This window comes from Pseudomonas sp. LY-1, assembly GCF_053502595.1.
In genome coordinates, this window is record NZ_CP094353.1 from 698,689 (window position 1) to 718,183 (window position 19,495).

Annotated in this window: 16 protein-coding genes and 1 pseudogene; 7 read left to right on the forward strand and 10 right to left on the reverse strand. The window is 62.5% G+C overall.

What is annotated here, in order from left to right; translation table 11 throughout:
* Positions 1 to 14 precede the first annotated feature (14 nt).
* The 8 genes from phaC (MOQ67_RS03105) to argS form a co-directional block, all read right to left on the reverse strand.
* Positions 15 to 1,697, reverse strand: a complete 1,683-nt coding sequence (gene phaC / locus MOQ67_RS03105) for a class II poly(R)-hydroxyalkanoic acid synthase (protein WP_017849875.1) — start codon at positions 1,695 to 1,697, stop codon at positions 15 to 17.
* Positions 1,698 to 1,785: 88 nt separating this feature from the next.
* Positions 1,786 to 2,631, reverse strand: a complete 846-nt coding sequence (gene phaZ / locus MOQ67_RS03110) for a poly(3-hydroxyalkanoate) depolymerase (protein WP_017849874.1) — start codon at positions 2,629 to 2,631, stop codon at positions 1,786 to 1,788.
* A 163-nt stretch (positions 2,632 to 2,794) separates the two neighbouring features.
* Positions 2,795 to 4,474, reverse strand: coding sequence for a class II poly(R)-hydroxyalkanoic acid synthase (gene phaC, locus MOQ67_RS03115; protein WP_017849873.1), 1,680 nt, complete (start codon positions 4,472 to 4,474; stop codon positions 2,795 to 2,797).
* A 249-nt stretch (positions 4,475 to 4,723) separates the two neighbouring features.
* The gene (locus MOQ67_RS03120; protein ID WP_046490835.1) at positions 4,724 to 5,101 is read right to left on the reverse strand and encodes a gamma-butyrobetaine hydroxylase-like domain-containing protein; all 378 of its coding nucleotides are present in this window, start codon (positions 5,099 to 5,101) and stop codon (positions 4,724 to 4,726) included.
* 147 nt (positions 5,102 to 5,248) lie between these two features.
* Positions 5,249 to 6,586 carry an ATP-dependent protease ATPase subunit HslU gene (gene hslU, locus MOQ67_RS03125; RefSeq protein ID WP_017849871.1) on the reverse strand — a complete coding sequence of 446 codons (1,338 nt, stop codon included), beginning with the start codon at positions 6,584 to 6,586 and terminating at the stop codon, positions 5,249 to 5,251.
* A gap of 38 nt (positions 6,587 to 6,624) precedes the next feature.
* Entirely contained in the window at positions 6,625 to 7,155 is a 531-nt protein-coding gene (gene hslV, locus MOQ67_RS03130) for an ATP-dependent protease subunit HslV (protein WP_010563201.1), read from the reverse strand.
* A 257-nt stretch (positions 7,156 to 7,412) separates the two neighbouring features.
* Positions 7,413 to 8,114, reverse strand: coding sequence for an SPOR domain-containing protein (locus MOQ67_RS03135; protein ID WP_017849870.1), 702 nt, complete (start codon positions 8,112 to 8,114; stop codon positions 7,413 to 7,415).
* Between the two features lies 1 nt (position 8,115).
* Positions 8,116 to 9,852 carry an arginine--tRNA ligase gene (argS, locus tag MOQ67_RS03140; protein WP_017849869.1) on the reverse strand — a complete coding sequence of 579 codons (1,737 nt, stop codon included), beginning with the start codon at positions 9,850 to 9,852 and terminating at the stop codon, positions 8,116 to 8,118.
* Between argS and MOQ67_RS03145 the strand changes: the two genes are divergently transcribed.
* On the forward strand, positions 9,823 to 10,086 hold the full coding sequence (locus MOQ67_RS03145) for a hypothetical protein (RefSeq protein ID WP_169884389.1): 264 nt from the start codon (positions 9,823 to 9,825) through the stop codon (positions 10,084 to 10,086). The genes argS and MOQ67_RS03145 overlap by 30 nt on opposite strands.
* Here MOQ67_RS03145 and MOQ67_RS03150 read toward each other — a convergent pair.
* Entirely contained in the window at positions 10,083 to 12,302 is a 2,220-nt protein-coding gene (locus tag MOQ67_RS03150; protein WP_017849867.1) for a primosomal protein N', read from the reverse strand. The genes MOQ67_RS03145 and MOQ67_RS03150 overlap by 4 nt on opposite strands.
* A 225-nt stretch (positions 12,303 to 12,527) precedes the next feature.
* Here MOQ67_RS03150 and rpmE point away from each other — a divergent pair, with 225 nt between their 5' ends.
* The 3 genes and pseudogenes from rpmE to MOQ67_RS03165 all read left to right on the forward strand — a co-directional run bounded on the left by rpmE (position 12,528) and on the right by MOQ67_RS03165 (position 14,380).
* Positions 12,528 to 12,758: a 50S ribosomal protein L31 gene (gene rpmE, locus MOQ67_RS03155; RefSeq protein WP_017849866.1), complete on the forward strand. Its 231-nt coding sequence runs from the start codon at positions 12,528 to 12,530 to the stop codon at positions 12,756 to 12,758.
* A gap of 14 nt (positions 12,759 to 12,772) precedes the next feature.
* A pseudogene (locus tag MOQ67_RS03160) lies at positions 12,773 to 12,856 on the forward strand (thermonuclease family protein); the annotation flags it as partial.
* 255 nt (positions 12,857 to 13,111) lie between these two features.
* Positions 13,112 to 14,380 (forward strand): malic enzyme-like NAD(P)-binding protein, encoded by a 1,269-nt coding sequence (locus MOQ67_RS03165; protein WP_198718316.1) that lies wholly within the window; start codon positions 13,112 to 13,114, stop codon positions 14,378 to 14,380.
* A 199-nt stretch (positions 14,381 to 14,579) separates the two neighbouring features.
* On the opposite strand, the gene MOQ67_RS03170 is transcribed toward MOQ67_RS03165, so the two are convergent.
* On the reverse strand, positions 14,580 to 17,042 hold the full coding sequence (locus tag MOQ67_RS03170; protein ID WP_370737572.1) for a penicillin-binding protein 1A: 2,463 nt from the start codon (positions 17,040 to 17,042) through the stop codon (positions 14,580 to 14,582).
* 220 nt (positions 17,043 to 17,262) lie between these two features.
* On the opposite strand from MOQ67_RS03170, the gene pilM reads away from it, so the two are divergent.
* The 3 genes from pilM to MOQ67_RS03185 are packed head-to-tail and all read left to right on the forward strand — an operon-like array spanning position 17,263 to position 19,435.
* Positions 17,263 to 17,916, forward strand: coding sequence for a type IV pilus assembly protein PilM (gene pilM, locus MOQ67_RS03175; protein WP_026140393.1), 654 nt, complete (start codon positions 17,263 to 17,265; stop codon positions 17,914 to 17,916).
* Entirely contained in the window at positions 17,913 to 18,467 is a 555-nt protein-coding gene (locus MOQ67_RS03180; RefSeq protein WP_046490823.1) for a PilN domain-containing protein, read from the forward strand. The genes pilM and MOQ67_RS03180 overlap by 4 nt, the downstream gene beginning before the upstream one ends.
* Positions 18,464 to 19,435, forward strand: coding sequence for a pilus assembly protein PilP (locus tag MOQ67_RS03185; RefSeq protein ID WP_198718317.1), 972 nt, complete (start codon positions 18,464 to 18,466; stop codon positions 19,433 to 19,435). Before MOQ67_RS03180 ends, MOQ67_RS03185 begins: the two co-directional genes overlap by 4 nt.
* Positions 19,436 to 19,495 lie beyond the last annotated feature (60 nt).

The window sequence follows — 19,495 nt, forward strand, 5'->3', positions numbered from 1 at the left end:
TAGGATCGTTGAGCTCAGCGGACCCGCACGTAAGTGCCTGGCGCTGCTTCCATCGGTGGGTAATTCTGGTTGCCCAGGGCGGTGAGGGTTTCGCGTTGTACGCCCGAGCGCGCTTGAATCCACGCCAGCCACTCTGGCCACCAACTGCCTTCGACGTGGCTGGCGTCGTAGTACCAGGCGCGTGGGTCGCTGCTCAGCTTGAGGTTCTCGACGTAGTTGGCCTTGGGGTTGCCCGGCGGGTTGAGGATGCTCTGGATATGCCCGCTGTTGGACAGCACGAAGCGCCGCTCGCCGCCCAGCAACTGCGTGGAGCGGTACACCGCGTCCCATGGCGTGATGTGGTCGTTGATCCCGGCCACGCTGAAGCTGTCCACCGTGACCTTCTGCAAGTCGACGGGCGTGCCGCACACTTCCAGGCCACCGGGATGGCTCAGCGGGTTGTGTTTGAAGAAGTCCAGCAGGTCGCCATGCAGGGCGGCGGGCAGGCGCGTGTTGTCGTTGTTCCAGTACAGGATGTCGAAGGCCGGCGGTTCCTTGCCCAGCAGGTAGTTGTTGATCCAGTAGTTCCAGATCAGGTCGTTGGGGCGCATCCAGGCAAATACCTTGGCCATGTCGCGACCGTCCAGCACGCCTTGCTGGTAGGAGCGGCGCTTGGCGGCTTCCAGGGTTTGCTCGTCGGCGAACAGGGTGGCGGGGCTGTCGATCTGGCTGTCGAGCAGGCTCACCAGATAGCTGGCGCTGGCGACGCGGCGCAACTGGCGCTTGGCTTGCAGGTGGCCTTGCAGCGCGGCGATGGTCAGCCCGCCGGCACAGGCGCCCATCAGGTTGACCTCGCGGGCGCCGGTGATTGCGCGGCAGACGTTGAGTGCTTCCTCCAGCGCGGCCACGTAAGTGGACAGGCCCCATTCGCGGTGGCGCACATCCGGGTTGCGCCAGCTGACGATGAAGGTCTGCAGGCTGTTTTTCAGGGCGTACTGCACGAAGCTGTTGGCCGGGCTCAGGTCGAAGATGTAGTACTTGTTGATTTGCGGCGGCACGATCAACAGGGGCTTGGCGTACTGCTTTTCGCTCATGGGCTTGTACTGGATCAGCTCCAGCAGTTCATTGCGAAACACCACCGAGCCTGGCGTGGTGGCGACGGTCTTGCCCACTTCAAAGGCGTGCTTGCTGACCTGGCGCGGCAGGCCGTTGTTGTGCAGCATGTCTTCGAACAGGTTGCTCACGCCGCGCACCACGCTGTTACCGCCGGAGTTGAGCAGTTCCTTGATGGCCAGCGGGTTGAGCAAGGTGTTGGAGGGCGATACCGCATCGTTGATCAGGGTGAACGCGAAGTGCGCGCGGGCGCGGTCATCGGCGCTCAGGGTGCTGTCATCGATCCAGCTGCGGGTTTGCTTCTGCCAGCTCAGGTACGCCTGCAGGCTGCGTCGGTACAGCGGGTTGAGGGCCCAGGTCGGGTCGATGAAGCGGCTGTCGTGGGGGTTGGGTTCATGCACGGTTTCGCCCAGCAGCACGCGCCCCAATTGACCGCCCAGGGCCAGGGCATGACGAGCGGTATGCACCGGGTTGCGCAAGCCGTGGGCGGCGACGCTGCGCAGGGTCGACAGCAAGTCCCGGCCGCGCAGGCCGGTGATTGCATTTTGCGCATTGATGAACACGGCTGGGGTGGGCGCCGGGTTCGTCACGGGTCGTTCTCGCATGAGCCAACACTCCTTCGTCAAGTCATCAACAGGCACGCCAATTCAGAACCATAGTCGGTTCTCGGCAAGTTGCGCGGCGGTGTGGTCCTTACACCGCCGGACGGGGATGAATCACCGCGCGCAGGCGCTCCTCCTCGAGAAATTTCATGATGATCGGCGCCACGGCTTCGGCGCGGGTGATCAGGAACAGGTGGCCATCATCGATGATGTGCAGCTGTGCGTTGGGAATGCGCCAGGCGAGCATCCGCATGTTGATCAGCGGGATCAGCGGGTCGTCGTCCCCGGCCAGCACCAGGGTCGGCTGACGGATCTTGTGCAGCCAGTGGATGCTGGTCCAGCCCAGCCCGGCGAACAGTTGCCAGTAGTAACCCAGCTTGCCGGCCGAGCGCACTTTGCTCGCGTGTTCGGCGGCCAGGTTCGAATCGCGGCGGAACGAACCGCCATAAATCATCGGTGCAATACGCACCACGTGAGACGGCTGGATATAGCGCCGCGGGCTCGCCATCAGCCACAGCACTTTCGGCTTGCCCGGCACCATCACCGCACCGGCGGCGGTCGCGGCGAGAATCAGCTTCTTGCAGCGCTCCGGGTAGTCGTAGGCAAACTGCTGCGCCAACGCGCCGCCCCAGGATACGCCCACCGCATTCACCTGGCCGTAGTCCAGGTAATCGAGCATGCGCGCGGTGAGCTTGGCCAGGCCGGGAAAGCGATACGGCCGCTTGGGTGTCGACGAGCCGCCCACGCCCGGCACATCGAAGGCGATCACTTCCAGGTCCGGGTCCAGGGCCTGGACGAACGGAAACACCAGCTCGAGGTTGGCGCCGATGCCGTTGAAGATCAGCAGTGGCGTCAAGTGCGACTTGCCTGGGCGTACCGCCGTGCGGATGGTCTGGCCATCCAGGTCGATGGTGCGGAAGATGAACGGTTGCGGCATGCTCAAGCCCTGTGAAGTATTGCAGTCCGAGTGAGGTCAGTGTGGGACGGGGCTTGCTCCCGATGACGTTCGGTCAGTCAATGGATCTGGTGACTGATACACCGCTATCGGGAGCAAGCTCCCTCCCACATTTGATCTCATTTCAATCCCGAAAAAGTGTGCTCTAGCGTTCATGCACATAGGTCCCCGGTGCCGCTTCGGCTGCGGCGTAGGTTTTATTGCCTAATGTCGTCGGTGCCTTCTTCAACTTGCCCGCCCGCTCCGCCTGCCACGCCTGCCAATGCAACCACCACGAGTCGGTGTGCTTGGTCGCATTTTCCTGCCATTCCAGCGGCTTGCCCGCCAGGCCGTCGCTGGTCTGGTAGCGCGCCTTGGGGTTGCCCGGCGGGTTGAGGATGCTCTGGATATGCCCGCTGCTCGACAGCACAAACTCCACCTTGCCGCCAAACAGCTGCGCCGACTTGTAGCAGGACTGCCACGGCGTGATGTGGTCGTTGGTGCCGGCCAATGAGTAGATATCGGCTGTGACCTGCTTGAGGTCGATCGGCGTGCCGCACACTTCCAGGGCATTGGCGCGCACCAGCGGGTTGTTCTTGAACAGTTCGATCAGGTCGCCGTGGAATGCCGCCGGCAAGCGCGTGGTGTCGTTGTTCCAGAACAGGATGTCGAACACCGGCGGCTCGTTGCCCAGCAGGTAGTTGTTGACCCAGTAGTTCCAGATCAGGTCGTTGGGGCGCATCCAGGCAAACACCTTGGCCATGTCGCGGCCTTCCAGCACGCCGGCCTGGTAGGAGTGGCGCTTGGCCGCTTCCAGCGTCTGCTCGTCGACGAACAGCGCCACCTGGGTGTCCAGGGTGGTGTCCAGCACGCTCACCAGCAGGGTCAGGGCGTTGACCTTCTTCTCCCCCAGCGCCGCGTAGTGGCCGAGCAGGGCGGTGCAGGTGATGCCGCCGGAGCAGGCGCCGAGCATGTTGATGTCTTGGCTGCCGGTAATCGCGGTGACCACATCGACCGCTTCCTTGAGCGCCTCGATGTAGGTCGACAGGCCCCACTCGCGCTGGGCCTTGGTCGGGTTGCGCCAGCTGACGATAAACGTCTGCTGGCCGTTGCGCAGGCAGAAGCGCGCCAGGCTCTTATCCGGGCTCAGGTCGAAGACATAGAATTTGTTGATCTGCGGCGGCACCACCAGCAACGGGCGTTCGTGGACCTGTTCGGTGATCGGCTTGTACTGGATCAGCTCCAGCACGTCATTGCGAAACACCACCGAACCTTCGCTGGTGCCCAGGGACTTGCCGACCTCAAACGCGCCCATGTTGACCTGGCTCGGCATGCCGCCGTTGTGAACCATGTCCTTGGCCAGGTGGGACAGGCCGTCGAGCAGGCTTTTGCCGCCGGTTTCAAAGAAGCGCTTGACCGCCGCCGGGTTGGCCGCCGTGTTGGAGGGGGCCATGGCTTCGGTCATCAGGTTGATCACGAAGTGACCGCGGCTGATGTCCTGTTCCGACAGGTTGCTGTCACCGATCCAGTCGTGCAGTTCCTTGCGCCACGCCAGGTAGGTTTGCAGGTAACGCTTGTAGAGTGGGTTCTGGCTCCAGGCCGGGTCGTGAAAGCGACGGTCATCGCTTTCGGGCACCAGCGCGGATTTGCCGAACATCACATTTTTCAATTCGACGCCAAAGTGGGCGACATGCTTGACGCTGTGCAACGGTTGTCTGATGGCTTGGCTCAGCACCATCTTCGCTGAGGCCAATAAGTCCTTTTTACGTAACGCGATGATCGGGTTCAGCCCCAAGGTGTTTTCCGAGGCCTGGCGTTTCAAGTCATCGTTATTCTTGTTACTCATCTACGACGCTCCATTGTCCGAAAGACGAGTACCGGGTACCGCTGCGCACCACGTTTCGATACACAACACAAGCCAGGTACTGCGACTCGGGTGACCGTTGATACCGCATCGTCAAATGCAGGGAACTTGCCAGTTCCATTGGTTACCCGAGTTTAATTTTTTTCGCAAGCGGGCCAATCGTTGACCACAGGAGTGGGCATTCAAGCAGATGGAATTAGAAAATGCCCTCTAAAGCGCAAGAAGCCTGGACTAGAGCATCAGCCGCACGACTGACTGATCCGGGTCGCGGGTTTTTCCGGCTGCTTTGAGTTCGGCGAGGTAATCGGCCCACAGCGCGTCCTGACGCACGGCCAGTTGGTAGAGGTAGTCCCAGGTGAACAATCCGCTGTCGTGTCCGTCGTCGAAGATCAATTTCAGTGCGTATTGGCCGGCCGGTTCGATCTTGCTCAAGCGCACGTTGAGCTTGCCGAATTGCAGGATCGGTTTGCCGTGGCCCTGGACTTCGGCGGAAGGCGAATGTACCCGCAGGAATTCGGCGGGCAACTGGTAGGCCTCGTCGGGCCCGTAGGTGAGGCCGAGGGTGTTGGAGGTTTTGTGCAGGTTTACAGCAGTAGGAAATTTCGACATTGATGAGATCCTGAATAAACCGGCTTCAAAATGTGGGAGGGGGCTTGCTCCCGATGGCGGTGTGTCAGTCAGCATACATCTGTCTGACCGACCGCTATCGGGGGCAAGCCCCCTCCCACATTGAAGCAAAGCAGTGCTGTGTGAGGCTTACAGGATATAGCGAGACAGATCTTCGTTCTGCGCCAATTCGCCCAAGTGGCTGTTGACGTAGGCGGCGTCGATCTGGATGGCTTCGCCATTCTGCGCGCCGGCCAGGTCGCCGGCGCTGAACGACACTTCCTCGAGCAGGCGCTCCAGCAAGGTATGCAGGCGACGGGCGCCGATGTTCTCGGTCTTCTCGTTGACCTGCCAGGCGATTTCCGCCAGGCGCTTGATGCCGTCCGGCAGGAACTCGATGGCGAGGCCTTCGGTTTTCAGCAGCTCGCGGTATTGCTCGGTGAGCGAGGCGTGCGGCTCGCTGAGGATGCGTTCGAAGTCGCCCGGGGTCAGCGCCTTGAGCTCCACGCGAATCGGCAGGCGGCCTTGCAGCTCCGGCACCAGGTCGCTTGGCTTGCTCAGGTGGAACGCACCGGAGGCGATAAACAGGATGTGGTCGGTCTTGACCATGCCCAGCTTGGTGTTGACGGTGCAGCCTTCGATCAGCGGCAGCAGGTCGCGCTGTACGCCCTCGCGGGACACATCGACACCACCGGAGTTACCGCGCTTGGCCACCTTGTCGATCTCATCGATAAACACGATGCCATGCTGCTCGACCGCTTCCAGGGCCTTGGCCTTGAGTTCTTCCTCGTTCACCAGGCGCCCGGCTTCTTCGTCGCGCACCAGTTTCAGCGCTTCCTTGACCTTGAGCTTGCGGCTTTTCTTCTTGCCCTTGCCCATGTTGGCGAAGAGGTTCTGCAGCTGGCTGGTCATTTCTTCCATGCCGGGCGGCGCGGAGATGTCGACGCCGGACATTTCGGCGACTTCGATCTCGATTTCCTTGTCGTCCAGCTGGCCTTCACGCAGGCGTTTGCGGAACAGCTGGCGGGTGTTGGAGTCCGAGGCTGGCGCGGCTTCTTCGTTGAAACCCATGCGCGCCGGTGGCAGCAGGGCGTCGAGGATACGTTCTTCGGCAGCGTCTTCGGCGCGGTGGCTGACCTTGGTCATTTCCTGTTCGCGCAGCAGCTTCAAGGCAGCGTCGGCCAGGTCGCGAATGATCGACTCGACGTCGCGGCCCACGTAGCCGACTTCGGTGAACTTGGTCGCTTCGACCTTGATGAACGGGGCATTGGCCAACTTGGCCAGGCGCCGGGCGATTTCGGTTTTACCGACGCCGGTCGGGCCGATCATCAGGATGTTCTTGGGCGTTACTTCAACGCGCAGTTCTTCCGGCAGTTGCATCCGGCGCCAGCGGTTACGCAGCGCGATGGCAACGGCGCGCTTGGCATCGTCCTGGCCGATGATATGGCGATTGAGTTCATGGACGATTTCGCGGGGAGTCATGGACATAATGTTTGGCGGTCCTCAAGCGGGAATAAGCCTACGGCTTACTCGGCGAGGTCCTGCTCCTCAATGGTGAAGTTGTGGTTGGTGAACACGCAGATATCGCCAGCGATACCCAGGGCGGTTTCGACGATTTCGCGGGCCGACAGGTCGGTTTTCTTCAACAGTGCGCTGGCTGCCGCTTGGGCATAGCCACCGCCGGAGCCCATGGCGATCAGGCCGTGTTCAGGCTCAACCACATCGCCGTTACCGGTGATGATCAGCGACGCGTCTTTGTTGGCAACGGCCAGCATGGCTTCGAGGCGGCTGAGGGAGCGGTCGGTGCGCCATTCTTTGGCGAGTTCGACGGCGGCGCGAACCAGGTGGCCCTGGTGTTTTTCCAGTTGGCCTTCGAAACGTTCGAACAGGGTGAAGGCGTCTGCGGTGGCGCCGGCAAAGCCTGCGAGCACCTGGCCGTGGTACAGGCGACGCACTTTCTTCGCGTTGCCTTTCATCACGGTATTGCCAAGGGAAACCTGGCCGTCGCCGCCCATGACGACTTTGCCGTGGCGACGTACTGAAACGATGGTGGTCAAGGGGAGAGTCTCCACGCAGCGGGGCGAAAATGCCCTGGTGGGAACTGATATGGGGGTAGCGGGGATGATTTCAACCTTGGGAGGTTGGTACGGACGAATGGTGTCTATTGGTCTGACACCCTCTCGAGAACCGCCCAAAACCAATGTGGGAGGGGGCTTGCCCCCGATCGCGGTGTATCAGTCGCCGAAAATATTGACTGATCTACCGCTATCGGGGGCAAGCCCCCTCCCACATTTTGATTGGTGTTGGCTGTAGGTCAGCGGCTCTGGCGCTGTTGTAACAACAGGTTGCTAAAGCCCGCGCCGGCCAATTGTTTCTGTGCCACGGTCAGTTGCTCGCGGTTGCTGAACGGGCCCACCAACACGCGATACCACGTCGCCTCCTTCACCGTGCCGGACTCCACCGTGACCGCCTGGCCCAGCAGGATGATCTGCGCACGCACGCGATCGGCGTCCGCCTGTTTCGGGAACGAGCCCGCCTGCAGGAAGAACTTGGTCACCGGCGCCGCCTTGGTGGTCGCAACCGGCGGCGGTGGCGGCGGGGTGATCCCGGCCAGCGCGGCCTGGGCCCGTGCCGTGTCGATTTTGGCCGCTTCCGCCGGGGTGACCGGCGTGGTCGGTACTTGCGGCGTCGGCAGGGTTTTCTCCGGCACGGCGTCGGGCGGCACGATCACTTCCGATTCCGGCAGCAGGGTGTAGAAGTCGTACTTGGGCTTCACCGGCGCGGTCGGGCTTGGCGCGGTCTTGTTGGCCTCGGCCATTTTCGTGGCTTTTTGCTGCTCCTGTTTGACCCGTTTGACGTCATCGCCCTGGCCGGGGTCCAGCTTCATCAGAAATACGATAAACGCGCCGACCGTGAGGCCGATGGCCATCCACAACCAGCCCGGAATGGGCTTCTTCGCCGGTGCCTGGTAGCGGCTGGCGCCGCGCTTGGGTGCAGGTTTTTTCTTGGCAGCCAACTTACATACGCTCCAGAGTTTCCAGGCCCAACAGTTCCAGGCCTTGCTTGAGGGTCCGTCCAGCCAGTGCGGCGAGGCGCAGGCGACTCTGCTTATGGGCTTCGTCGTCGGCGGTGAGGATCGGGCAGTTCTCGTAGAAGCTGGAGAACAGCCCGGCGACTTCGTACAGGTAGGTGCAGAGGATGTGCGGCGTGCCTTTCTCACCGACGCTGTTCAGCACTTCGCCGAACTGCGCCAGCTTGGCGCCCAGTTCCTGTTCCTGGGGCGCTTGCAATACGATCTGCCCTTGCACTTCGCTGAAGTCCTTGCCCAGCTTGCGGAACACCCCGGCCACGCGGGTGTAGGCGTACAGCAGGTACGGCGCGGTGTTGCCTTCGAAGTTGAGCATCAGCTCGAAGTTGAAGCTGTAGTCGCTGGTGCGGTGCTTGGACAGGTCGGCGTATTTCACCGCGCCAATGCCCACCACGCGGGCAATGTTGCGCAGGTCGGCGTCCGCCAGCTCTGGGTTCTTTTCCTTCACCAGGTTGTAGGCACGTTCCTGGGCTTCGTTCAGCAGGTCGATCAGTTTTACGGTGCCGCCGTCGCGGGTCTTGAACGGGCGGCCGTCGGCGCCGTTCATGGTGCCGAAGCCCATGTGTTCCATGTGCATCGGGTGCGTGACGAAACCGGCGCGGCGCGCCACTTCGAACACCTGCTGGAAGTGCAGGGCCTGGCGCTGGTCGACGAAATACAACGCGCGATCCGCCTTGAGCACGCCGCTGCGGTAGCGCACGGCGGCCAGGTCGGTGGTGGCGTAGAGGTAGCCGCCATCGGCCTTGACGATGATCACCGGCAGCGGCTCGCCCTCGGCGGTCTTGAATTCTTCGAGGAACACGCACTGCGCGCCGTTGCTTTCTACCAGCAGGCCTTTGGCCTTGAGGTCGTTGACCACGTTGATCAGGTCGTCGTTGTAGGCGCTTTCGCCCATGACGTCGGCCATGGTCAACTTGACGTTGAGCAGTTCGTAGATGTGCTGGCAGTGGGCCAGCGAGATATCGCGGAAACGCGACCACAGCTCCAGGCATTCCTTGTCGCCGGCTTGCAGCTTGACCACCAGGCCGCGGGCGCGGTCGGCGAACGCTTCGGATTCGTCGAAACGCTTCTTCGCGGCGCGGTAGAAGTTTTCCAGGTCCGACAGCTCGTTGCTGGTGATCGGGTTTTCCTGCAGGTAGGCCATCAGCATGCCGAACTGGGTGCCCCAGTCACCGACGTGGTTCTGACGGATCACGGTGTCGCCGAGAAACTCCAGCACCCGCGCCACGCCGTCGCCGATGATGGTCGAGCGCAGGTGGCCGACGTGCATCTCTTTGGCCAGGTTGGGCGCCGACAGGTCGATGGCCACGCGCTCGGCAGGGCCGGCCTTGCGCACGCCGATTTTGGCATCGGCCAGCGCCGCGTCCAGGCGCGAAGCCAGGGCCTCGGTGTTCTGGAAGACATTGATAAAGCCCGGGCCGGCGATTTCGGCCTTGCTCACCTGCGGGTCGGCCGGCAGCGCGGCGATGATTTTCTCCGCCAGGTCGCGCGGCTTCATGCCGGCCGGCTTGGCCAGCATCATCGCGATGTTGCTGGCGAAGTCACCGTGGGTCTTGTCGCGGGTGTTTTCCACCTGGATCGCCGGCGTCAGGCCTTCAGGCAACACACCTTCGTTGACGAGTTGGGTGAGGGCTTGTTGGATCAGCTGGCGAATGGTGTCTTTCATGGTGTTCTCTTTCGACCGCAAGCGGTGGCGCGCGATGCGCAGGTGGAAAAACTGGGCATTATCCGTGGCGAGGGCGGGCTTGCCAACCGTTCCAGACCTGCGGGGCTTTTTAAGGGCATCCTGCCCACTGTAGGAGCGAGCTTGTTCGCGAAAATCGTCAACGATAACGCGGATATTCGGGTTTACGCGGCGCTCTCGGGGTTTTCGCGAGCAAGCTCGCTCCTACAGGGCTAGTACAAGTCGACCGGGTCCACATCCAACGACCATCGCACCTGGCGACCGCTGGGCATTTGCTCCAGCGCAAGTAACCAGCTACTTAACAGCCGATGCAGCGGTGCGCGGGACGTTGCCTGCAAGAGTAGCTGAGCGCGGTAGCGTCCGGCGCGGCGTTCCATGGGCGCGGGCACCGGGCCGAGCAATTCGATGCCGCTCAGGCCCAACTCGCCGAGCAGGCGCTCGGCGGCGCTGCAGGCTTCATCGAGAAAACCTTCCGCCTGCCCTGGCTTGTGCGCCTCGGCGCGCAGCAGCGCGAGGTGGGCAAAAGGCGGCAGGCCGGCGGCGCGGCGTTCGCTCAAGGCCTGCTCGGCAAACGCGAAATAACCTTGTTCGGTCAGTTGGATCAGCAGCGGATGGTCGGCCAGGTGGGTCTGGATGATCACCTTGCCCGGCTCCTCGGCGCGCCCGGCACGGCCGGCGACCTGCACGATCAACTGCGCCATGCGTTCGCTGGCGCGGAAGTCGCCGGAGAACAAGCCGCCGTCGGCATCCAGGATCGACACCAGGGTCACCCGTGGGAAGTGATGCCCCTTGGCCAGCATCTGCGTGCCTACCAGGATGCACGGCTGGCCCTTCTGGATGGTGGCGAACAACTGGTTCATCGCGTCCTTGCGCGAGGTGCTGTCGCGATCGACCCGCAGTACCGGGTAGTCCGGGAACAGAATGCCCAGGCGTTCTTCGGCGCGTTCGGTGCCCGCGCCGACCGGTCGCAGGTCGACTTTGCCGCATTGCGGGCAATGGCGCGGTACTCGTTCCACATGGCCGCAGTGATGGCAGCGCAACTCGCCATGGCGCTGGTGTACGGTCATGCGCGCATCGCAGCGTTCGCATTCGGACATCCAGCCGCAGTCATGGCACAGCAAGGTCGGCGCGAAGCCGCGACGGTTGAGAAACACCAGGACTTGCTGGCCGGCGGCGAGGGTCTGGCCGATGGCTTGTTGCATCGGCCCGGAAATACCGCTGTCCAATGGCCGGCTTTTTACATCCAGGCGTAGGAAGCGCGGTTGCTTGGCGCCGCCTGCGCGCTCATTCAGGCGCAGCAGGCCATAGCGGCCGGTGTAGGCGTTATGCAGGCTTTCCAGGGACGGCGTGGCCGAACCCAGCACGATCGGAATGTCTTCCTGACGCGCCCGCACCAGGGCCAGGTCGCGGGCGTGGTAGCGCAGGCCTTCCTGCTGTTTGTACGAACCGTCGTGTTCTTCGTCGATGATGATCAGCCCGGGGTTTTTCATCGGGGTGAACAGCGCCGAGCGGGTGCCGATAATAATGTCGGCCTCGCCGTCCCGCGCCGCCAGCCACGACTCCAGGCGCTCACGGTCGTTGACCGCCGAATGCACCAGGGCGATGCGTGCGTTGAAACGCTGCTCGAAACGCGCCAGGGTTTGCGGGCCGAGGTTGATCTCGGGGATCAGCACCAGCGCCTGTTTGCCCGCTTGCAGGGTTTCGCGGATCAACTGCAGATAGACTTCGGTCTTGCCGCTGCCGGTCACGCCGGCCAGCAGGAACGCGTGAAAGCAGTCAAAACCTGCGCGAATGGCTTCATAGGCCGCACGTTGCTCGGGGTTCAGCGGCAATTCCGGTTGGGCCAGCCAGTGTTCATGGCGCGGGTCCGGGGCGTGCTTGCGGATCTCGACCTGCACCAGGCCTTTGGCGAGCAGCAGGTCGAGGCTGTCTTTGCTCAGCATCAGCTTGCTCAAGAGCTGATGGGCCACGCCATGGGGATGCTGCGCCAGTGTCGCCAGGGCGTCACGCTGACGCGGGGCGCGGGCGATGCGCGGGTCGTCGAGACGGGCGCCGGGCACCGTCGACCAGAAGCGTTCCTGGCGTGCTTCGGCCAGCTCGCCCTGGCGCAGCAGCACCGGCAGCGCCCAGCTCAAGGTGTCGCCCAGGCTGTGCTGGTAATACTGGGCGGTCCACAGGCACAGCTTGAACAACGCCGGCGGCAGCGGCGGCGTGGTGTCGAGGATGGCCACGGCCGGCTTGAGCTTTTCCGCCGGCACTTCACTGTGATCGGCCACCTCCACCAGGATGCCGATCATTTCCCTGCGCCCGAACGGCACCCGCACCCGCATGCCTGGCTGCAACTGCGCCCGCAGCACGCCGGCCGGGGCCCGGTAGTCGAACAGGCGGCGCAGGGGCGAGGGCAGGGCTAGGCGCAAAATGGCGTCGGGCACGCAGGGGTTCTCTATAAAGGAGGGTGATGACGAAGGGCGGGAGCCTAGCAGACGAGGGATGCGTTGGGTATGCCGCGGTTTTCGGATGAAAGGGGCTTTGGTGTGCTGAATCGATGCAGAGCGGCGCTTGCGCGTTTAAAAAGGTCTGGTAGAATCCGCGGCCTAATTACGTGCGGTATTCGACAATGGTGTCGAGTGGCGGCACGCTAGCCTGAGGAAGTCACCATGAAAGCCGGTATCCATCCAGCGTACGAAACCATCGAAGTCACCTGCAGCTGCGGCAACAAGTTCGAAACCCGTTCGAACCTGTGCAAGCCACTGGGCACTGACGTATGCAACGAGTGCCACCCGTTCTACACCGGTAAGCAGAAAACTCTGGACACTGGCGGCCGTGTACAGCGCTTCGCAGATCGCTTTGGTGCTTTCGGCAAGAAGCCTGCTACTCCAGCAGAGTAAGGCTCAAAGGCCCTATGGGCTTTTGCCAGCTGTTGAAAAAGGCGTCCCTTGCGGGCGCCTTTTTTGTGCCCGCGATTTGGCTGGCGGGGGCCCAGGCCCGCCTCGGTCATCAGGCTTTGCTCGGCTAAGCAGGCACTCCAGCGCAGTTGCAGTGGTTGAAATCGACACTCGAGGAAAAATTGTAGACATTTTTCAAGTCGATTGTGAACAGTTGAGCCCTTGTGTCCCGTGGCTCTTGGCCGAAAGTCGTAGTGTACGGCGCTTGACACCGGTGACTGCCCAGTCTTGTAGGGGCTTTACGACACGAGTATCCTCGGCGGTCCGTCGACCAACAGTAAAAGCGGAATGCCGATATGTCTGATTTGAAAACTGCCGCTCTCGAATATCATGCCCTTCCTCGTCCAGGAAAGCTGAGTGTAGAGCTCACCAAAGCCACTGCCACCGCTCGCGACCTGTCGCTGGCCTACAGCCCTGGCGTTGCCGAGCCCGTCCGTGAAATCGCCCGTGACCCTGAGTTGGCGTACAAATACACCGGCAAAGGCAACCTGGTTGCAGTGATTTCCGATGGCACCGCGATTCTTGGCCTGGGTAACCTCGGCCCATTGGCTTCCAAGCCAGTCATGGAAGGTAAAGGCGTGCTGTTCAAGCGCTTTGCCGGCATCGATGTGTTCGACATCGAAGTCGATTCCGAGAGCCCGCAGGCTTTCATCGACACCGTCAAGCGCATTTCCATCACCTTCGGTGGCATCAACCTGGAAGACATCAAGGCACCTGAGTGCTTCGAGATCGAAAAGGCTCTGATCGAACAGTGCGACATTCCGGTATTCCACGATGACCAGCACGGCACCGCGATCGTTACCGCGGCCGGCATGATCAACGCCCTGGAAATCGCTGGCAAAACCCTGGCTGACGCCAAGATCGTCTGCCTGGGCGCTGGCGCTGCGGCCATCTCGTGCATGAAGCTGATCGTCAGCATGGGCGCCAAGCTGGAAAACATCTACATGGTCGACAGCAAGGGCGTGATCCAGTCCGAGCGTACCGACCTGAACCAGTACAAGGCGATGTTTGCGCATCCGTCCTCCAAGCGCACCCTGGCTGAGGCCCTCGACGGTGCCGACGTATTCGTCGGCCTGTCCGGCCCGAACCTGCTGAGCGCTGAAGGCCTGAAGGCCATGGCAGCCAACCCGATCGTGTTCGCCTGCTCCAACCCGGACCCAGAGATCGCGCCGGAACTGGCACACGCCACCCGCGACGACGTGATCATGGCGACCGGCCGTTCGGACTACCCGAACCAGGTCAACAACGTGCTGGGCTTCCCGTTCATCTTCCGCGGTGCCCTGGACGTTCGCGCCAAGCGCATCAACGAAGAAATGAAAGTGGCGGCCGCCAACGCCCTGCGTGAACTGGCCAAGCTGCCGGTGCCTCAGGACGTGTGCGATGCCTACGGTGGCGCCAAGCTGGAATTCGGTCGTGAGTACATCATTCCGAAACCAATGGACAAGCGCCTGATCAGCGTGATCTCCGACGCCGTGGCCAAAGCTGCGATCGAGACCGGTGTGGCCACCCTGCCGTATCCGAAAAACTACCCGCTGCAAAGCGTGGATGATGTGTTCAACGGCTAAGCCGTTGTAGCGCACCAACCAAAAGCCCCGGCTCTTGCGAGTCGGGGCTTTTTGCTGTCTGGCTATAAACCCAAGGCCTGCGCAGAACCAAATGTGGGAGGGGGCTTGCCCCCGATGGCGGACTGTCAGTCAATGAACCTGGTGACTGACACACCGCCATCGGGAGCAAGCTCCCTCCCACAGGGTTGACCGCATGGGCTTAGAACAGATCGATCGGTGCCGCCTCATCCGCCGGCAGCGGGCTGCCCGGCGCCACGCCATTGCCCAGCTCGTTGATCGACGGCGGCGTGTCCTCGCTCTTGAACAACTCGAAGTACGCATTCGGCGTGCTCGGCGATGCTGCGCGGCCGCTGATCGGGTCGATCCGCAGGCTGAGGATGCCTTCCGGTTCCGGCTGGGTATGCAGCGGCTTGTCCTTCAAGGCGGCGCCCATGTAGCTCATCCAGATCGGCAGCGCGACGGTACCGCCGAACTCGTGGCGGCCGAGGCTTTCCGGCTGGTCGTAGCCGGTCCATACGGTGGTCACGTAGTCGGCGTTGTAGCCGGAGAACCAGGCGTCCTTGGATTCGTTGGTGGTACCGGTCTTGCCCGCGATGTCCGCGCGGCCCAGGGCCAGTGCTCGGCGGCCGGTGCCTTTCTTGATCACGTCTTCCAGGATGCTGTTGAGGATGTAGGTGGTGCGGCCATCCACCACGCGTTCGGCCACTGCCGGCGCCTGCGGTTCAGGCGCGGCGCTCGGGTTCGCCGCTGGCGTGACGCCTGGGGTCGGCTCGATGGTGATACCGCCGTTGCTCGGTGCGGCCAGCCCATCGCTGGCGGCCACGCCGTTGACCACATCACCCGGCACCCGTGGCGGGTTGGCGGTGAACAGGGTGTCGCCATTGCGGCTTTCGATCTTGTCGATCAGGTACGGCGTGATCTTGTAGCCGCCGTTGGCAAACGTGCTCCAGCCGGTGGCGATTTCCATCGGCGTGAGGGTCGCCGTCCCCAGGGCCAGGGACAGGTTCGGCGGCAGGTCCGCCTTGTTGAAGCCAAAGCGGGTGATGTAGTCGATGGTCTTGCCCACGCCCATCGCCTGCAGCAAGCGGATCGACACTAGGTTACGCGACTTGTACAGCGCCTCGCGGATGCGGATCGGGCCGAGGAAGGTGTTGGTGTCGTTCTTCGGACGCCAGACCTTGTCCAGGTACTCGTCGACAAACACGATCGGTGCATCGTTGACCAGGCTGGCGGCGGTGTAGCCGTTGTCCAGGGCGGCACTGTAGACGAACGGCTTGAAGCTCGAACCCGGCTGGCGCTTGGCCTGGGTGGCACGGTTGTAGTTGCTCTGCTCGAACGCGAAGCCGCCGACCAGGGCACGGATCGCGCCGTTCTGCGGGTCGAGGGAGACCAGGGCGCCTTGGGCGACCGGCACCTGGCTGAATTTCAGGCTGTCGTCCTTCTGGCGTTGCACGCGGATCAAATCACCCACCTGCGCCACGTCCGACGGCTGCTTGGGCATCGGCCCCATGCTGTTGGTGTTCAGGAATGGGCGCGCCCATTTCATGCTGTCCCACGCCACATGCGCTTCGCCGGTGCGGGTCAGTACCTGCACGCCGTCCTTCTTCACCTGGGTGACGATGGCCGGTTCCAGGCCGCTGATCGTGCGCTGTTTGCCGAGTTCGGTGGTCCAGGCGCTCAGGGTCTTGCCCGGCAGGCGCGATTCGGGGCCGCGGTAGCCATGGCGCTGGTCGTAGGTGATCAGGCCTTCATGCACCGCGTTGTTGGCGATTTCCTGCAAGTCGCTCGGAACGGTCGTGGTCACACGGAAGCCTTCGGTGTAGGCCTCGCTGCCATAACGGCCGACCATCTCGGCCCGTGCCATCTCCGCGATATAAGGGGCGTTCACTTCCGGGGTCGGTACGTGGTAACTGGCGTTCAGCGGCTCGGCCACTGCGCTTTCATAGGCGCTCTGGCTGATTTTGCCCAGCTTGTACATGCGCCCCAGAATCCAGTCGCGCCGCTCTTTGCTGCGTGCCGGGTTGGCCAGCGGGTTGAAGCGCGAGGGCGCCTTGGGCAGGCCGGCAATCATGGCCATCTGCGCCAGGCTGGCGTCGCGAATCGACTTGCCGTAGTAGACCTGGGACGCGGCTTCGATGCCGTAGGCGCGGTTGCCCAGGTAGATTTTATTGACGTACAGCTCAAGGATCTCGTCCTTGGTCAACTGTCGCTCGATCTGCAGTGCCAGCAGGATCTCGGTGGCTTTGCGTGAAAAGCTGCGTTCGCTGGTGAGGAAGAAGTTCTTCGCCACCTGCATGGTGATTGTGCTGCCGCCGGATTGAATGTGTCCGCTTTTTACCAATTGCGTGGCGGCCCGCACCAGGCTGCTGGGGTCGACGCCGTAGTGGTTGGCGAAATTATCGTCCTCGGCCGACAGCAGGGCGTTGATGAAGTTGGGTGGAATATCCGCGAAACGAATGGGGGTACGGCGCATTTCGCCGAACTCTGCGATCAGTTTTTCATCGCTGCTGTAGACCCGCAAAGGAATCTGCAACTGGATGCTTCTCAGGGCCTCTACGGAGGGCAATCCCGGACTAAGGTAGAGGTAGGCGCCGCTGAGGACGAGCAGCAGCCCGCAAACGATGGCGACAATGGAGTACCCGAAAAACTTCAGCAGACGAATCAAGGCTTTTGGATTTCCAGAGAAAAGAATGGGTTAGGCGCCGGGGCATGCATGGCAAACGATGAATCGACCCTGGCTGCAGATAAAAAGCGGGAAAAAACGCTGGGCATTAAAGCATTTTCGGCTTGGGGCGTCATTCGCGCCTCGCAAACAAGGCGACCGAATGCACGCTGCCACGCGCCAATCAGGCGGTATGACAGGGAAAGTTTTAGGGAGTTTTATGGAAAAGGGATTTTTCAGGCGAAAAGTCGATACCGTCCTGGGTGTCGACATCCAGGACACCGGCATCCGGTTGATCGAGCTCGGCCGCTCGCCCACCGGCTACAACGTGCAAAGCTACGCCACGCAGGCGCTACCGCCCCAGGCGGTGGTCGACAGCAGCGTGCTCGACCTCGACGGCGTGGGGCAGACGTTGTCCCAGGCATTGGCCCGCTCGCGCACCTCGGCCCGCCGAGCGGCCGTGGCTGTGGCGGGAGCTTCGGTGATTACCCGGGTGATCGAGTTGGACGCGGGGCTCAGTGAGGAAGAAATGACCTGGATGATCCAGATGGAGGCCGACCAGTACATCCCTTATCCGCTGGATGAGATGGCCCTGGATTTCCAGGTTCGCGGGCCATCGGCCCAGAACCTGGCACGGGTTGATGTATTGCTCGCGGCGTGCCATAAGGCCCAGGTAGAGGCTCGGGTCGCGGTTTTGACCCTGGCTGGGCTGGTGCCGAAGGTGGTGGATGTGGAAGCATTTGCATTCGCACGCGCTTGCAGTCAGGATTTCGCCAGCTTCACGCCGGGCCATCGAGTCGATGGCGCACAATGGGCCGCGGATGCCCGCGGGATGGGAATTGCTTGCGGGTTGGCCCTGAGGAGTTTCGCTTGAAGACACTAATCAACCTTTTGCCCTGGCGCCAGGCGCTGGCGGAACGGCGGCGCAAATTCTTTCTGGGGCTGCTGCTGGCGTTTGTCTGCGTGGCGTTCGCAACCGTGTGGTTGGCCGATCAGGTGATCGACCGGGCGATCGATCGACAAGTGACGCGCAATAGCCACCTGGACAAGGACGCTGCCGTCCTCGACTCGCGCATCAAGACCATCGATGACCTGCAGGAACAAAGCCAGCAATTGGCGGAGCGCATGAAGGTCGTGCAGGACTTGAACGAAGCCCGCTCGGCCGGTGCCCAGCTCTTGGATCAGTTGGCCCGCGCGATGCCAGACGGCGTGCATTTGCACGAGGTCGTGGCGAAGGGCGATACGGTCAGCATCCGTGGCAGCGCCGATTCCAGCCAGGACATCGCCCAACTGATGCGCCGCCTGCAAGCCTCCGAAGGCGCCCATGCCACTCGGCTGCAACATGTGCGGATGGAAGATGGCCAGGGCGGCAACGAATTTCAATTGATGGTGCGCCAGGGAGAGTCCGCCGAGGCTCAACCGTGAGCCTGCCCAGGCTCGACTTTTCCGCTTTCACCCACAACGCTGCGAAATGGCCCTTGCCCGCCAAGGTCGTGCTCGGCTGCGCGCTCGCTGGCCTGGTGCTGTGGGTGGGCGATGGGACGTACCTGAGCCCCTCGCGGCAACGGTTGCAGACGGTTGAGGCGCAGGGCGTCGTCTTGCAGCGACAGGTGGCCCAGAAGGCTGGCCTTGCCGCCAGCCTGGAGGCGCGCAGCCAGCGGTTTCAGGCGATGCAGGCGCGTTTTGCCGGGCTGATGCAGCAGTTGCCCAGTGCATCCGAGGTGCCCGCATTGCTCGAAGATATCGCTCGCCTGGGGGCGGCCAATGGGGTGCTCGTCGACGCTATCGTGGTGTTGGATGAACAGCCCCGGCCGCTCTATATCGAGCAGCCGTTACGCCTGGGCGTCACCGGGGCTTATCACGACCTGGCGATGTTTGTGAGCGCTTTGGGCGGCTTGCCGCGCATCGTCACGGTGCATGATGTGGCGCTTCGGGCTGATGCGGCAGGGTTGCGCCTGGAATTGGTGGCCAAGACCTATCGCAATCCGTCGTCGGGTGGTCAGTCGGCCCCGGCCGTCGAGCCGGGGCCGCGCTTTGTCTATGACGCGCTGGCCTTGCGTGATCCGTTCCAGCCGCGTGCCTTGCAGGTCGGTCACGTACCTGGCCGGCCCGCGCTCGCACCGGACCTCGGGCGTGCCCGCGGCGCCCTGGAAGGTATCGCCGTCGACCAGTTCGAAATGGTCGGCACGCTGTCCCGAGGCGCGCAGACCTTCGCCCTGCTGCGTGCCGCCGCCAGCGTCCACAGGCTGGCGGTCGGCGATTACTTGGGGCCGGACCACGGTCGGGTCACGGCTATTGATGAGGGCCATGTGGAATTGCTCGAATTGTTTCCCGATGAACAGGGCGCGTGGCTGGAACGCCCGCGGACCCTCGTGCTGAACGTCAACTCATAACGGAATCAAACAATGAAAAGGACTTTCTCGTCCTTCGGTGTGGCGCTATGGATAGCGTTC